Raw genomic sequence first — 15,225 nt, 5'->3', positions numbered from 1 at the left:
GGGGGGAGCAAATCAGCACCAGGCGGAAACGGGGGGAGAAATGAACCGAGCAGAAATTATGTGGGGAAACAGTTGGCACCATAAATAGCCTTATTCATTCGTATTGCCATTAAATCAACTTCGTTAATTATCTCTCCCCCGTTTCATTCACTATCCATTGTCATGATTGCCCTGCCAGCCAGTTCGGGGGGAGTGGCATTCAGCTCTCCCTATGATGGGCCATACCTTATGTACCCACATCACTTGGAGATTGACGATGATTAACTCTATCCAAACCGATATCCAAAAGTTCGCTGAAACAAGCAGCATGGAACTCTATCTCTCACTGGCATTATCGACTAGCCATCTTACGAAAGATGACTCCGAACGCTTGAGCGTTTTGGTTCAACAACACAGTAACACCCACACACACGTTCTAGAGCGAGAGTATGGCTACTTTATTAAGCTGCAAGCCGCTGACCCCGATGACTCAATGAGCAGTGAAGGTCTAACCCTCAATACGATGGATGGTATGAGTGACACATTTAATCAAATCATGGCTTGGGCAACGTTCAACCACATCGGCTTAATTGAATTCGACCGAGACGCCAATCAAATCCCTTTGTTTGAGACTTTCGATTGGTAACTGCGGGTACGTTTAACCGCTTGTTCACTGCCAATTCGTTTCATTCCACATCCAGTATCACAACCAACACTAAGGTGATGACCATGACAGACACAATTCAAATGCAAGATGTCGACGCGACTCCACAGACCCAAGATCTATTAACGCTCGGTGAGCTTAAGGAATTCATCGACCAGTCACTGGCGAACGGGAGTACAGAGGAATCCATTGTTTACAACACTGGCATTCAAGGTGTTTCAGTGAGGCTCAATGACGCTGGTGGTCTGTGTCTCGACGAATACGGGTATGAGCCCGAATAAAGCCGAGGTGATTTATGAGCATTATTTTGTTTAGCAGCATTAGTCATGGGGTCTTGCGTACCTCATTGTCGAAACAGAGCTACCGAAGTCGTGCAATTTACATGAGCATCGATGGCAAGCCACCTCGGTTTGTCATCAATCACAACGTGTCGTTGGACAACGGTCGTGTCATCCCTATCGATAACCTTGAAGCTGTGAAGCGAATGACTCAACAGTTAGTCGAGACACAAGGGAGGTTCTTCGCGATACATGGCCAGTTCGATGATCCGTTTGCACTGTTAGCGTATATGGATAAGTACCAACTTAGTTTCTCTGAAGATTCCAGACACCTCAAGGTGTCGGTGTCGAGTGAAGGGTTTACCGACATTCGTGGCAACTTAGAGCAGCAGTCTTGTGCATTCAGTTTTCGTTTTTATTGCGATGATGCGCTTGGAGAGTGGCTAGACATGGCGCTGTGCGTTGACCCAAATACGATGAAATATTGGGAGAGAACCGCATGAGTAAGGATCTGAAGAACCAATTGAATAATGTCATTGAAAGTATGCGGTATCAATTTGGGACCCATTCATTTCTCGATATGTTCATCGACTATTGGTGTTTCTTACATACCGAGATGTACCCACCGAGCGAGACGGTTATTGAACAGTTGTCCGTCCCTGATATCCAGAAGGATTGTCAGCTGATGACGCACTTGATATGCAAGTTGGCCATAGAAGAAGGCGAGACGGATGTTCTTGGGGATTTGTTATCCAAATACTCCAGCTTGGCGCACACCAACGATTTTTTCCCAACACCAATCGCGCTGGCAAAGCTCTTAGCTGGCTTGAATCGCGCAGGTATGAATGAAGATAGTGGGGCAATATCGTTATATGAACCTTGTGTGGGTTCTGGGGCTGTCACCCTGTCGTTCATCGAAAATGAATACTTTGATCACCTCGATAAATCGAGCCCTTTGGACCACTTAACGGTGTGTGTCGAAGAGATATCTGAACTGTTATGCAAGGCATTTTTAATTCAATTGCTTTTGAAGTTACAGCATCTTGAGTATGTAGGGGGAAAACCTGCGCTTCCGGCCAGCGTCGTCATTCAGCAGATCGATGTCATTTCAAGAAAACAAAGAAAGGTCTGTTTTAATATGGAATCACCGGAGGGTTAGAAAGAAACCATGTATATGACATGAAATCGGGTAGGGACAGGCAAAGAAAAAGCCCAAATATCGGTGAGATGTTTGGGCTTTTACGCGTTCAGTCAATGCAGCGTGACCAATTGGTTAGATTCCGTTGGCGCGTATTTCATTAACCAATTTTTATAAATGAAGTAAGAAGAAACGGTCGACACATATTCGTCGTTCTTTGACGCCCATTCTTGGTACGTTAAGTTTAAAGAAGCGGTTTTCTTTGCCGCACAATACTCTGCTTTCAAAAAGGATTTCAACGACTCAAAACTGAAATCGAGGATCTGATAATGTTCCAAAAACATAATGATGTTTTCATCAAATGTTTCAAATGGATTCGATGTGGTGTTTAACTCGTGCGTATGATGTAGTTGCATAATATTAACTTAGTATTCTTATCTTTAGTTAAACCAAACTTTCGAATGGCTATAAATGTTTAGGAAATGCGTAGACGTACACTCCTTTACTTTTGATATATCTACTGTTTGCAACGTTTGACGTAGTTAGTTTTTTCTTTTCTTAAAACCTTCGGTAAAACAAGGCTTTAAAACAACCACATTCGCTATAAAAATGTGAGTGCTCTTATTATTATTTTTGTTATCAAATTATAGCATTTTTTAGTTTTTGGACTTGTTGCTACTGTCGTACAGTGTCCGTCCATGTAAAACAGTATGCAGATGAGTGTGGTACAATATGTCAATTAACGGAAAGAATTTTAAGACTTAGTATAAAATTTTGAATAAAGGTAACAATATACTAAACCATTAAAGTTTCCGTTAACTCGAAACAAAACCATTCTATCAATTATTAACGCCTTGCTAAGTGGCAAATGAAAATGCACTCAATTGCATTAATATCTGTTTACCAAGATCCCCTGAATTCTTCAACAAAATTTGGTATGTTTTGGATTGATTCTCATAATGGAGACTTTATTACATTTTCATTTGGAATCTTCATTCAAGTAAATTGTGCAACGGTGAAATCTAATGAGTCATGTTTCATGGCTTTTTGACTTGAACGGGTTTCTATTTTACCCCCCGTTTACCCACTGAACACTTTTGAACTATCGGACGATTCAACTATCGGGGGGATACGAAGAAACGGACTTACATAATACTCCCATCCCCACAATGAGAGAGATGATTATGGAACGTTTAAATGTTATGGATTCAGTTGTAGCATCATTAAAAGACGGTGAGGCAACGTTCATTATGACGGCAAGCCCAAAGGGTGAAGAGTATGTGTACTCCGTTGGCGTGTCGGTCAGTACAGATAACGCATTCGAGATCGCCATTACCGGCTTAAGTCCAGAACAAATGCACTTCTTCGGAAACCATTTTGCTCAACACATCAAAGAACGCGTGATTGAGTTAGATGAACCTATCACTTATGTTGAAGAGGTATTCAATGTGCCGGTTGCATTGGTTAAAGTATCTCAAGAGCATATGCATGATGGTACGTTCACCGTTGCTGAAACCACGCTGGACATGACCGACAAGCAAATTCCGATGTTTCAACTGGTTTTACCCGACCCAAATGGCCGCTTTCCGTGGCAAGAGCACGTCGACTCAAAATGGAAAAAGTATCAAAGCATCTTCTTTGATGTGCAACAGATCGAAAACTTATACAACTAGATAGAAGAACATCCATTTCTCCATATTACGACTGTTATTTGACCAAGGATGGACAATTTCAACCCATGAATAGCTATGTATTTCCATGCAGTAAACGGGCGGGATCTTACTTTATTCAGATCCCGACTGTTTGGTCTGAAAAGGCCACTGACAGTGAGTATTTCTCTACCTCTCGTTATCAATCCCCTAAAGCAGTGCAGAAACATACGTTAAAGCGCAACTCGCGTATATTTATGGCGACATGCGAGCTGCATTAATTCTCGCGTACCCACGATGGGTAAAGAAGCTTAAGTATGGGTGCCAAGTGTCAGTGAGAGAAACACAACGAGTCAGTAGAGGAAAGCCATACCCAGTATTCGACGTATCTTGGACTGAGTTTACATCTGATGAATTTGGAGTAAGGACGTCGAAGCGGAAGAGAACATCACGGTCTTATAATGTCGAGAATAAAGCAGAAGTTGCACACAACGTAACTTTATTTGTGGCCAGTCTTCGCGCAGAGACAACGGCCAGTGTCCTACACCACTCGGCTCTGAACTTTGAATACGACCTGAGTGAGTTAACGCGCTCTTAGATTAACGAAGATAGGGGATGGGTATTTACATGCGCTGACGATGAACAGTCTCATCAGATCATGGTTATTGCTCATCTCGGTTATCGTCTACGCAAAAGAACCCTGCTCTTAACTGCGAACACGCTTCCAAGAAAGATTCTGTCTCTTGTCGACTGACATTGTAATCCAGTCTATGGAGTGCCTTGAAGTGGATCTCGCTAATCACATCACAATGCTTAAGAACCCAATCGGGTAACTTGTATTTAATCGAACGCTTCATCGTACTAATACCACCACCCTTTGCGCCGAGTTCTTTCATGCGACTTTCTAGGTATTTACCTTCTGCAACAATCGCAAGAATCCGATCATTGAGTGTGTCAATTGGGTACTCAGGCGGTGAGGCATTCGGCTGGTGGTTTGATGATTGGCACTGAGCGCTACATAAAAGCTCATCTTCTGCTTGGCCTTCTAAATAGCGCTGCAGCTCCACTTCAGGAGAAAAATCCACGATTTGCTTATGATGCTCAGTTAAGTCACCGCTAATGATCCCTCTTGACGCATAGAGGTGCGTCAATTTATCCGCTACCTTCTTGCAGCATTCAGCGTCAAATTTATTGGTTTCATGCTCAGAACATGACATTTTGTGGAAAATCGCATTTACTTCGTCGCGAACATCATTACCGTTAGGTGTAGGAAGCAGATGCGTCAAATTGAGTTCATCAGTGCTTGCTTTGTTGTCACGTCCCTGTTTTTTGTTACTCATAAGCCACCTAACTGCAATAAGATTGGAGTGATAATTTTCTCATAGTTTTGAATATAGTAATTAAGGGATCTGCTATTGGCAAATAGGCATCTTTAATAAACGTCTTACCGGATCATGTGCATAATCCCGTGTAATGAAAGGGCTTACAGCTATCTAATGAGTGAATGCTTTTGTTTATAGAAATATCAATGGCTTATGCAATTGCTCTAGCCAAGTTGATAATTTCATTGACTCAAATCATTCGTTGTTTGAATCCGGTCACATTTATTGGCACAAGATCAATCTTTGTAGCATTTGCCATTGCGAATAAAAGAAACACAACATACATCACACCCTTCGATTACGTGCTTGTTGGTACTCCACGAACTGAAACGCATCCAGTATATGAAGATACTTCAGTTACCCTGCTCAAATATTATTCAACAATAACATTTTATGTTATCGCATACAGGGGTAGGCTCCTTTGCCATCACTCCACCACCTGCGTGAATATTGTCTTTGAACGACATTGAAAGCACGCTCTTCGCAATCATGTCATCCATTTCACTTGATATTCAGGGAGAGTGACATCACAGAAGCAATCCTGATGTCACTTTCCCTGACAAGTGCCAGCTCTTAACCAGCATGACGTCTATTTCAATTCCAGCTCGGTATCTGCACGCAGCTTGATGGCGGTTTTAACCAGAACTTCTGCCCAAAAGTCCGAGCTCAGAATCTTCATCATGCTGAATTTAGCTTTGGTGTAGTTCTGTATGTCCGTGACTTGGTATTCATCTCTTAGTCCTTCACGGATCTCGAAATGCGTTTTCACTTCGTCTGCAAAGCCTATATCGACAGCTTCAGCCCCGGTCCAGATGTAACCGGTAAAGATGTCCGGGTTATCCGTCATCAATTTCTCGCCTCTACCTTCAATCAAGGCATCTTTAAATTCTTCGAACAGCGGCTGGAGGACATGCGTCTCAATGTGCTTTGTTGCTTCTGGGTTTTCAGGTAAAAATGGGTCCAAAAGCGCTTTGTTTCTACCCGCCGTGTACGTTCGTCTTTGAACTTGAACTTGTTCAATGAGTTTGTCGAACCCCCATGTATCCATTCGTACCCCGACACTGCCAATCAATGAATTTCTATGTGCATACACCTTGTCAGCGGAAGAGCTGATGTATAAACACGCAGAAGCACACATTTCTCCTATCGAAAAATAGACCGGCTTATTGGTAGTTTCTCTCATGGACATTAAGGTGCGATGTAAAATCTCTGCCTGCACGGGACTCCCACCAGGTGAATTGGCTTCGATTAAAATCGCGTGCGCGAGAGGGTCTTTCATTGCTTTCCTGATGCTTTCTGAAAGTATGGTGCCGTCAGCGGTAGGGCTGCCTCTTTCTACCGCTCCCTCTAATTGGATTAAGGCGATATGTGGCACTGGCATATTGAAGTAATGGCTTCTATATATGGTTTGACCAACGGCAAACAGTACACCAAAGACAATGAAACCAACCTTAATCCGATTTAGGTTGTGAATAGACCGGTATCGCTGCGTAAACTCTTTGAGGTTTTCTCTCAATGACTTTGGTTCTTGATTCTTCTTTTTAAATATCCGCATGTTATTGATTACCTATGTCTGTTTAAAAGCGTTGGAATTCACGCATGATCGTGGTGGTTAATAGGATGCATAAACCAATGAAAAATAGGGGTAAATATCGCCAGAATCCGCCATCAATGATGGGGACAACAAGGAAGACCCATAGTGAAAAGAGAATGATGAATATCATGCGAAAGGCCAGTGCCGCTATTTTCACGTTGTGCTGTGTAAAGGCGTAGATTCGCTTACGATATTCGTAGTAAGAATCACTCATGAACGCGAAGATAAGCACCCCGCCTAAAAGAAGCCATTCCATGAGTACGTTCAGTCGAAGTATGCTGCGATACCACCACATCTTTGTGTTATCCACCAGCCGCTCTGATATGCCTGCAATAAAGACCCCGGACCCATTTGTTTTTTCAGGTTTGATATAAAATCTATCAATGACATTGGAGATGCCCGTATCGACCATCGTCGTCTGGTATTGACCGTTTACACGGTCGAACACTATTTCTGATTGCTCTTCGGTCATTGTCGACTGAACAATGGACACCTCATCGATGACGTCGGCTCTAAATTGCTCCGCTGACATACCAAACCAGCAATACAACAAAGAAAAGAACCAGATCATAAACCCCAGTCTTACCCACGGGTTTAGTATCGAGACACCATCACCGAGTAGGGCTTTGTTACCTTCGTCGATAAAAGATTGGGTATCATGCGCCATGAGCAGCCTCCAATATCTTTTCAGGTTTGAGTAACAGGTCTAACAAATTCACCGAGCGAGGATCTTCGAAGGCGTAGGGTGCGATACCCATTGTATTGAGTTCAGGACGACCGAAGAGTTGAGGGAGCAGTAACAGGCTCAGTTGGCGACAATGTTTCTCGCTCTCTGAGGTTAGTTTTCTGTCAATGACTTCCATGCAACATACGCGGCTGGACGTAGCAAAGTCTGAAAATGAACAGCGAATCGGGTCCCAGATTAGGTCGCAGCCTGCCTTTGTGTCTTCTGATGTGACCATGACTTTGAACAGTTCTGAGGTTCGGTCAAACACTTTCAAAAAGATGTGCTTGAAGGCGACTTCCTTGCCGTGTGTTTCATAATGCTCATCCCATGTATCGGCCATCTCTCGCAATACCACGTCAAGTAAGAGTTCTTCTTCTCCTTCATTGAAAGAAGCTGGCACAACGTCACCGAATAACCTCACTACTCGCATTTGAACCTCACCAAGAGACGGCCAAATAAACGCTTGATAATTCAATCGCTCGCTCAACTCTTTATCGATCGTTCGATTCAGATAAACGCTGGCAGTAATTTTTTTGAATTTGGTCGATACTTTCATAATATTTCCTTAACGTGGCTCTACAGGCAGGCGGAGTAGGGTTTTATTTCCATTTGAGAAGCTGCATATAGCTTGTAAATTGGGTAAGGCCGATACCATGAACGGTGGAAATAAACTGCGCTCTTCTGATGACTCACGTACACCAGAACCTGAATTGAATGAAGAGACGGAATCTTGTGTTGAGGCGCTGTTTGAAATCATCTTTTGATGCTTTCTTAGATCGGCAGCCCCCATCTTTTCTGATACATATTCACGAGTTACTTTGCCTTCACATCGCATGGCGATGGTATTGGCACACAGCTCGGTTATCCTATCGGCGGTCGCTTGCGAGGTTTTTTCTACGATGTCGGGCATGGACTGGGTACTTAAGTACAGTTCGTATTTGGATTGACGACCGACGGCGAGTAAATTCAGGATTGGATCATTAAGCGCGTTATGGGCTTCATCAACCATAAAGCAAACCTCTGGCTCTTCTCCTGTACCAAAGTTATAACGTTCAGCTGACGATGCCGCTGCAGCTGCCGACACAAGCTTCGATAAGGTGCCTGAAATCACTGGGTCTGTTAAACCGTCTGTGGCGCAGTACAGCACTCCACCTGTGTTTGATAACTCGCGTAAATTAACGACGTTCGGTTGGTTGTCCGACAAATTATTTAAATCAGGGGACAACAAAGTATCTAGAGGCGCCGAACAAAGTTGTTCCAGAATTGCATTCAATGAGCCAGTTTTGGTGCTCACTTCAGATGACTTTTTATGGAAGGCGTCAATGATCCCAGAAAGTTGAGAGCAAGGTTTGTCTTTGGCCATGACATCGGAATAATACATGATCATATTTTCAAGCCAGTCTTGCGAGCCCATGGCCTTGATGCGACCGTTCATTTGGGCTTTCCAGTCCACACCTATTTCTTGACTGAAGTACGTTTCACACGTTTTCTCTACCAGACGAACTAGACCTTCACGCAGGTAGTAATGAAGGGTACGAAGTGTGAGTCGTTCACCGATGTATTCCGCTGCCTGAGTAATTTGGTTTACACGTTCCCAACAGAATTGTTTAAATACTTCCCCAGAAGAGCCGCCCGTTGGAATACATTCAACGACACGGGTTGCCAGTTCCGATGTTCGGTTATAGTTGGCTAGGCAATCAACAACGACAGACTCTGATGGCCGTGCGGGGGCAAAATAGTAGAACTGGTCCCCTTTACCCTGACGAACCATCTCTGCTTTCAACCCATTTCGCATTTCCGGCGTATTTTTTGGGTCGATGATGATGAGCAAGCATTTTCGCTTTGACCACAGTTTGTTTAATGCGATTAACTTTAACAACGTTGTTTTGCCAGAGCCCGGAACGCCGTAGATGATTGTGTGTGCGCGGCCTACATCATAATGCACAGTCACAGCTTTCTCGTTGCCCAAGGCCATGAGGAATGGCTCCCCACCTAATGCTTCGTTCAGATCAGGGTTATAGGGGATAAACTTCCTTAAATATAAAGGCACTTTTTGGTCGCGGCGTGCAGAAGGGAGGGCGTTGATTTTATACATATTGATGGCGTGCTCAGGCCCCCAATTAAAGCCGGTCCCTAAGTACATGCGGTCTTTGTATTTTTCTGCCTTCTTTCGAGTGTCTTCCAAAGACTCTATATCCAGTTTGTTTGAACACAATCGAGCTTGCATCTTTAGAATTGGCCATGCTTCAGAAGATCGTTTTGCGGCCATGACAAAGCTGGTGGCCATACCTAGCCCTGTCAGCATCACCGTATCGGGAGCCGGTGTCTCAGTGAATAGGTTGTACAATGCTTGATATCCACCAGCGACACTGAAAAAAGCACCCGAAGCCAGCCATGCGCGAGCTTGTTGTATCTCAAACACTTCACGGAAGTAGTCTTGAATATCGTCATACAGGGGTTTTGTCTTTGACTTAAACATCAGAAGCGACTCCATTAGCAATTAAGTTCAATTCTTTGGCGAGGTTTGAATCTAAAATTAACTTCTCTTGCTCGCTGTTAATGGTGAGCTTTCCTGCAAAGAAATCGAGGTTATCCATACGCTCCGGCCTACCATAGTCATTGAAATTTTTAATTTGATCTAAGAACAGCTTTTCGCCCACACCGAACAGCTCTGCGAAGGCTTTGACGCAACTGCTGTCCAACTTGATGTGCTCTGTCGCGTCAATGCCCAATACTTTCCCTGGCTCTATGTCATCTCCGAAGCGGTCAAAAAAGGCCGTTGTATTTATTTCCATGTTGGTCATCTCTACAAGACAAAGAACCCACGTTTTGTGCGCGTAGATCGCATTTCTTGAGCTGTAGCTGACAATGGAATCACCATCGGTCCTACCATTGGATAGCGCCCATGCCATCACATAACACAAGGTTCTTAGGTCTTTATCAGACACATTTTTTAAAGCGGAAGCTCTTTGCGGTGCTTTCTGTGTTTGGGACTTACGCCCTTTAGCTGCGGTGGCTAGAGGTTTGGACGACGGTGCCTGAACCGGTTTGTCGTCAGCTGCGTTGATGTTCATGCCATCCCATACACTAGGTGCCGCATTGTTTTCTTCCACCGACTGATTTGTTTCATTTTCGAACACGATTGTTGGCCCCCTTGTCTTTGACGGTGAGTTTGCCTTTGTGGTGTTCGTCTTAGTCGCTGCTTTTTTCGTTGCTGGCTTTTTCGTTGCTTGTGGTTTGGGTGCTGGTTTCTGCGCAGGTACGTTGTTTTGAGCAGGTGTCGCTGTTGCTGGCTTCCCATCGTTGCTCGTGTTGGCCGGTGCTGGTGCATTGATCTGCTGCGGGGTCGTTGTCGGTGATTGATTTTCAGCAGCTTGCATGAGTTCTTCAGGTGGTTTTGGTAGCCCCGGCAAATTCAACGAACGAGCCTTATTACGATTCACTTGGGAGCCTTGCTCTGGGTCCAAGTTATAAAGGGTCTGAAATGGGTTATCTTTTGGCTCGGTATAATCCAAGCTGCCTTTGGCGTCGATTGTTAAGCGTTCGCCCATGCTAGAAAATTCGATGTAACAGTCTTTAAGGTTAGGTGGGCGTAATTCACCTTCGAAGACCAAATCTGGATAACTGATACGAACGATATCAACTTGTCGCATCTTCCCTTGCTTCGCTGTAAATGTGAGCCTCACAAAGTCTGACTCTTCGTGCATCGGCTCCACAATACCTAGCTCTTCCATCTCCTGAACCACAATACCAATGTTGGATTCAATTCTGGCTAGGTGACCCGAGTTGCTAGAATTGGCGTTCATGTGGCTGATGATGTCTTGCACGCCATTTCGGTAATCGAGATATACCTCCCCATCAATGACATACATGCGAGCACCGATTTCATTGACTTTGTTCCAACGGTTTTTTCGTAAATCACGGATGGCCGAGATAATGCCGTGACTCTTACCGGCTTTACGCTGTCCGATGAGTTTGTGGAATTGGGTTCTACGATCTCGTTCGGCACTGAGCGCATCGGCACGGCGCAATGGTTTCTCGATATACCCTTCCTTACGGGCATAATTCTGCAGCGCGTCAATGATTGGTCCTGAAAGGTTATCGTTAGATTGATATAACCAGCGCTTTGCTGTGTCACTCAGAACTCTGTCTAATAACAGCACTGACAGCTTCTCATGGTAATGATTAGCACGGCGTGGATTCCAGCTAACGGTGTAGCGGTCAATACCGTATTTTTCACTGAATTCGTAAATGGTTTCAATTTGTGGGTTCCAGGTAGTATCCAGCTCTTTCCCCGAAACCCTCATGTCAGAAATGACTTTCCCTGCATCATGCAACAAACCTGTTAACCATGCGGCAAAGCGCCATCGCGGTTCTCGTAGCATCTCCTCATCTTGGAATCCGATAGCCAAAGGCCGAGAGCCCTTCGACATTCTTAAGGTCATTAAGGCAACATCTAATGAATGACGAAGTAGGCCGCCAACTTCATTGTGATGATGGTACTCACTAGCAGGCAGTAGGTGGAAAAATGAAATCACAGAACGGATCGCGTGCATGTACGTGTTCATAAAGCATGGAGTCAGGTTTTTATCTGTACCTTCGAGCATGCCTACGGCAAGGAAGGTTTCCTTAATAATGCCTCTATAAGCGAATAAAATGTCCCCCTTCGTTAAGACAGGGACACCATCTGGCGTCGGCGGGTATTTGATCATGCTTGCGACTTCTTTCTGCAAGCGTGTGATCTCCTGCTGCTGCTTCAAAATAGTTTCACTGGCGAACTCCTCATGCAGCTCACCAGTTTTCAAGCGCAATTTCTCTTTTACGATAATTGCACTTTGAGTTAATTTTGATCTGACGCCATCAAACATTCGCATTAAGCTGATTCCTGTAGTGACTCATCGGATTTTTGAGTTATTACGGTTTGAATTTCTTCCGCACTCAGTGGGTCTTCGTCTTCGCCTAATATCTCAGCGCCACCAGCATGAATATCCACCGGTTCTGCTTCTTGCTCAGTTTCAGCTTCATTCAATGGAGCCGACACGTTATCTGGCTGCTCATCGGTGACCTCTTCAACAACCTCTACTGGTTTCAACTTTTGATTGATTTGTTGATTAACGCGTTGGTGTGTTGTGCCGCGACCAGTGTCTAGCGAGCGAAGTTGGTTGGTAATACGGAACACGTCGTTAGAGAAGCGCGACATCGTAGAAGCGAGTTTGATTTTCGCGTACTTGTAACGTTCTTCGTCGACATCGCCTACCATCCAAAGTACTTCCATGACCGCCATCGAGTTGTCGAACTTTCGAATGACCTGCAACACACGTTGGAAGACAGGGTGGGTCACATCGATGACGACTTTGTGGTTATCTGGTACTTCGATTTCAGGAAAAGGTACATTGCGATTTTGTTTGCGGTATTTACGCTTCACTGCATCAGCCTGTCTTGCAAACTCACCTTGACCTTCTTCCAAATGTTCAAAGTTGGTTTCAAAGATAGACACTACCGCATCACGGTTTTCATCGTTGTCTTCGGTGGACTCGTACAGCGTCGCAATTCGTTGTGTTGCGCCAACCAATTGACCGCCTTTTTGACCTAAGTAGCGGTACATTGTCTCGCTTCGACACACGATTGAAACGGGGATGTGGCGTCGCATTTGCTTAAATTCAGCCATGGTGATTCTCCTTAGAGATTGATGAGTTCTGGGTAATGGTCAGCGATGACCTTTTCTAGCTCGCCTATTTTTCGGTTGTATTCCCTGCTTAGTGGGAGCCCTCTATCTGCAATGAAAATGCTGAGTAATACGCGTCGTTCCTCTCGAAGCGTTTTATAGCGCTCCCTTAATCCGAGGTAACGTCGTGTGGGTGGACTGATGATTTTCTTAAATGCTAGGAACAGCTTTAATTCCCAATCCCTCATGTATTTTTTACATTGTGATTTGGAAAAAGGGTGGGTCAGCACTTTGTAGGGAATCTTGTTCTCTGACTTGTTCTCGTACTTCGTCGCGAACTTAGGAATTTCATAGTATTTCTCTGAATTCGGAATCTTCTTATCGGGATCAAAGTGATACGCCTTCTTTTTTGTTGTTTTGTTTAAGCGGCTCATGTCACGCATTCGAAGTTCAAAACACATCACCATCTCCCAACCGTCTCTGTCTTTGGTGTAATACTTAGTCCCAATCAGTACATGGCCTGTATTGGCGAACGTGCTTCTACGGTTGTAAGAATTGTCTTTGATAATTACATGGTTCTGTTCGAGCTGAGGTTTTCGGTAATACTTGTCAGCCAAGTCTTCCATTTCGGCTATAAGTTCACCGGCTTCGGCATAGACCGCCTTCAGTTCCATTGCATTACGTTTTAGGTTCTTGGTGATCAAACCCAATTTTAAATCTGCATGGATATCGTCTTTTTTAACCTGAACATCAGCCTCAATGTCCTCAGTAAGAACATCAAGTTCGTCTGTTTGAACGTCAAGGACATCCGCCTGTTCATGCATAAACCCTGTCTCCTTCCCAAATGGGGTATTGGTTGATACTGCATGAAATAAATCGACGTTTTTTCAAATAAGGGACGAATTTTCGCTAATAGATTTCAGAATTGCTTTCCGAATAGGGCAGGTCTGCGGGTGTTTACGTTGGTATGAACAATGGTTCAATCATGAAAGTCGTATCCACGAATTTGAATTTGTTCAGCCTAACACTTTGTCTCGCTATGACAGGGAAGGGGGACTAGACATGACCAGCGTTCGTGGAATTCAGCTGGTGACCAACGATTCGAGCTCGTGCAGTCGCTCAACTCAATTTCTCTGAATGACATTGGAACTAATGACTTTCCACCAGCTCCTCGGCTGGGAACCGGCGGATGACCAGCACCCAAGAATTTCTTCCGGCGCAGATGTCGATTCCCATGTCTTGCACTGACACGGGATGATGTGACGCGGCACCAGCGTCGGTCTTTCACCCGAGAACCTGCTGGTCACGAGTATCACCTGGGCCTCGCTGGTATGAAAATTATCAAACTCAATGTCATTGCCTGACACTGAATACAATAAACCTGGCACCAGCTCCTCGGCTGGCCAGCGCCCTGGTGTTCGCTCCGGCGTAGATTTCGATTCCCACATCTTTGAATGACATTTCAGTTGCGAGCCAGCCACCAGCGCTCAGTTTTCTGCTGGTCATCAGGACCTCGACGTTATCTACCTCTTGGACAGGCACTGGGAGGTGAACATTTCTGGGCCGAATGTACTCTTAGGCTTTTTAATCAGGCAATGACTAGCAATGGTGTCCGTGGCTTAAGAATTGTCAGTATGTATTCAGTAAGCTCAAATAGAAATTAATGGTCGGTAAGTAAACTTCCATCTTAAGCACAACCCCAACATTTTAGCCTGACTGTCGGTATTCTGATCAGGCAAGAGCGTCGGTTTTTCACCCGAGAACCTGCTGGTCACCAGGCGATGCTAGTAGCAAAAACTGAAATTCAATGTCATTGCCTGACACGGGATGATGTGACGCAGCACCAGCGCCGGTCTTCAGTTGACCCTGGCGGATGACCAGCACCCAAGAATTTCTTCCGGCGCAGATGTCGATTCCCATGTCTTGCACTGACACGGGATGATGTGACGCGGCACCAGCGTCGGTTTATCACCCGAGAACCTGCTGGTCACGAGTATCACCTGGGCCTCGCTGATAAAAAAACTGAAACTCAATGTCATTGCTCGACACTGAATGCAGTAAACCCGGCACCAGCTCCTCGGCTGGGACCCGGCGACTGGCCATTACCCCGGAGCTCGCTCCGGCGTGGGTATTAATACCCCATGTCTCG

14 protein-coding genes are annotated in these 15,225 nt (G+C 44.8%); 5 read left to right on the top strand and 9 right to left on the bottom strand.

Annotated elements, in window-relative coordinates; translation table 11 throughout:
* Positions 1–256: 256 nt before the first annotated feature.
* The 4 genes from AB4138_RS21155 to AB4138_RS21140 all read left to right on the top strand — a co-directional run bounded on the left by AB4138_RS21155 (position 257) and on the right by AB4138_RS21140 (position 2,080).
* Positions 257–625: a hypothetical protein gene (locus AB4138_RS21155; RefSeq protein ID WP_372050543.1), complete on the top strand. Its 369-nt coding sequence runs from the start codon at positions 257–259 to the stop codon at positions 623–625.
* Between the two features lie 83 nt (positions 626–708).
* Positions 709–924 carry a hypothetical protein gene (locus tag AB4138_RS21150; protein ID WP_372069092.1) on the top strand — a complete coding sequence of 72 codons (216 nt, stop codon included), beginning with the start codon at positions 709–711 and terminating at the stop codon, positions 922–924.
* Between the two features lie 14 nt (positions 925–938).
* Positions 939–1,424, top strand: coding sequence for a hypothetical protein (locus AB4138_RS21145; protein WP_136987137.1), 486 nt, complete (start codon positions 939–941; stop codon positions 1,422–1,424).
* Positions 1,421–2,080, top strand: coding sequence for a hypothetical protein (locus AB4138_RS21140; protein WP_231903955.1), 660 nt, complete (start codon positions 1,421–1,423; stop codon positions 2,078–2,080). The genes AB4138_RS21145 and AB4138_RS21140 overlap by 4 nt, the downstream gene beginning before the upstream one ends.
* A gap of 92 nt (positions 2,081–2,172) precedes the next feature.
* On the opposite strand, the gene AB4138_RS21135 is transcribed toward AB4138_RS21140, so the two are convergent.
* Positions 2,173–2,475 carry a hypothetical protein gene (locus AB4138_RS21135; protein WP_102305682.1) on the bottom strand — a complete coding sequence of 101 codons (303 nt, stop codon included), beginning with the start codon at positions 2,473–2,475 and terminating at the stop codon, positions 2,173–2,175.
* A gap of 768 nt (positions 2,476–3,243) precedes the next feature.
* Here AB4138_RS21135 and AB4138_RS21130 point away from each other — a divergent pair.
* Positions 3,244–3,732 carry a DUF4262 domain-containing protein gene (locus AB4138_RS21130; protein ID WP_162299039.1) on the top strand — a complete coding sequence of 163 codons (489 nt, stop codon included), beginning with the start codon at positions 3,244–3,246 and terminating at the stop codon, positions 3,730–3,732.
* 638 nt (positions 3,733–4,370) lie between these two features.
* On the opposite strand, the gene AB4138_RS21125 is transcribed toward AB4138_RS21130, so the two are convergent.
* From AB4138_RS21125 to AB4138_RS21090, 8 genes are all read right to left on the bottom strand, one after another.
* The gene (locus AB4138_RS21125) at positions 4,371–5,048 is read right to left on the bottom strand and encodes a hypothetical protein (protein WP_154723884.1); all 678 of its coding nucleotides are present in this window, start codon (positions 5,046–5,048) and stop codon (positions 4,371–4,373) included.
* A 631-nt stretch (positions 5,049–5,679) separates the two neighbouring features.
* On the bottom strand, positions 5,680–6,645 hold the full coding sequence (locus AB4138_RS21120; protein ID WP_154723885.1) for a S49 family peptidase: 966 nt from the start codon (positions 6,643–6,645) through the stop codon (positions 5,680–5,682).
* Positions 6,646–6,667: 22 nt separating this feature from the next.
* The gene (locus AB4138_RS21115; protein ID WP_372069091.1) at positions 6,668–7,351 is read right to left on the bottom strand and encodes a DUF4400 domain-containing protein; all 684 of its coding nucleotides are present in this window, start codon (positions 7,349–7,351) and stop codon (positions 6,668–6,670) included.
* On the bottom strand, positions 7,341–7,967 hold the full coding sequence (locus AB4138_RS21110; protein ID WP_086715022.1) for a hypothetical protein: 627 nt from the start codon (positions 7,965–7,967) through the stop codon (positions 7,341–7,343). The genes AB4138_RS21115 and AB4138_RS21110 overlap by 11 nt, the downstream gene beginning before the upstream one ends.
* Before the next feature lie 9 nt (positions 7,968–7,976).
* Positions 7,977–9,890 (bottom strand): conjugative transfer system coupling protein TraD, encoded by a 1,914-nt coding sequence (gene traD, locus AB4138_RS21105; RefSeq protein ID WP_162299038.1) that lies wholly within the window; start codon positions 9,888–9,890, stop codon positions 7,977–7,979.
* Positions 9,883–12,285 carry a MobH family relaxase gene (mobH, locus tag AB4138_RS21100; protein ID WP_372128045.1) on the bottom strand — a complete coding sequence of 801 codons (2,403 nt, stop codon included), beginning with the start codon at positions 12,283–12,285 and terminating at the stop codon, positions 9,883–9,885. Before mobH ends, traD begins: the two co-directional genes overlap by 8 nt.
* On the bottom strand, positions 12,285–13,079 hold the full coding sequence (locus AB4138_RS21095) for a hypothetical protein (RefSeq protein ID WP_136987113.1): 795 nt from the start codon (positions 13,077–13,079) through the stop codon (positions 12,285–12,287). Before AB4138_RS21095 ends, mobH begins: the two co-directional genes overlap by 1 nt.
* Positions 13,080–13,090: 11 nt before the next feature.
* Complete coding sequence (locus tag AB4138_RS21090; protein ID WP_136987112.1) at positions 13,091–13,900, bottom strand: hypothetical protein; 810 nt, start codon at positions 13,898–13,900, stop codon at positions 13,091–13,093.
* Between the last annotated feature and the right edge of the window lie 1,325 nt (positions 13,901–15,225).

The sequence above is a fragment of the Vibrio sp. 10N.286.52.C3 genome (assembly GCF_041468865.1).
Lineage (GTDB): Bacteria > Pseudomonadota > Gammaproteobacteria > Enterobacterales > Vibrionaceae > Vibrio > Vibrio crassostreae_C.
The sequence above is the reverse complement of the archived record's forward strand: the minus strand, read 5'-3'. Positions and strand labels throughout refer to the sequence as shown.

Coding starts and splice junctions, on each gene's coding strand:
- AB4138_RS21095 (WP_136987113.1), bottom strand. CDS start 13,079: ATGGCTGAATTTAAGCAAATGCGACGCCACATCCCCGTTTCAATCGTG.
- AB4138_RS21125 (WP_154723884.1), bottom strand. CDS start 5,048: ATGAGTAACAAAAAACAGGGACGTGACAACAAAGCAAGCACTGATGAA.
- AB4138_RS21130 (WP_162299039.1), top strand. CDS start 3,244: ATGGAACGTTTAAATGTTATGGATTCAGTTGTAGCATCATTAAAAGAC.
- AB4138_RS21135 (WP_102305682.1), bottom strand. CDS start 2,475: ATGCAACTACATCATACGCACGAGTTAAACACCACATCGAATCCATTT.
- AB4138_RS21120 (WP_154723885.1), bottom strand. CDS start 6,645: ATGCGGATATTTAAAAAGAAGAATCAAGAACCAAAGTCATTGAGAGAA.
- AB4138_RS21155 (WP_372050543.1), top strand. CDS start 257: ATGATTAACTCTATCCAAACCGATATCCAAAAGTTCGCTGAAACAAGC.
- traD (WP_162299038.1), bottom strand. CDS start 9,890: ATGTTTAAGTCAAAGACAAAACCCCTGTATGACGATATTCAAGACTAC.
- mobH (WP_372128045.1), bottom strand. CDS start 12,285: ATGCGAATGTTTGATGGCGTCAGATCAAAATTAACTCAAAGTGCAATT.
- AB4138_RS21090 (WP_136987112.1), bottom strand. CDS start 13,900: ATGCATGAACAGGCGGATGTCCTTGACGTTCAAACAGACGAACTTGAT.
- AB4138_RS21140 (WP_231903955.1), top strand. CDS start 1,421: ATGAGTAAGGATCTGAAGAACCAATTGAATAATGTCATTGAAAGTATG.
- AB4138_RS21110 (WP_086715022.1), bottom strand. CDS start 7,967: ATGAAAGTATCGACCAAATTCAAAAAAATTACTGCCAGCGTTTATCTG.
- AB4138_RS21150 (WP_372069092.1), top strand. CDS start 709: ATGACAGACACAATTCAAATGCAAGATGTCGACGCGACTCCACAGACC.
- AB4138_RS21115 (WP_372069091.1), bottom strand. CDS start 7,351: ATGGCGCATGATACCCAATCTTTTATCGACGAAGGTAACAAAGCCCTA.
- AB4138_RS21145 (WP_136987137.1), top strand. CDS start 939: ATGAGCATTATTTTGTTTAGCAGCATTAGTCATGGGGTCTTGCGTACC.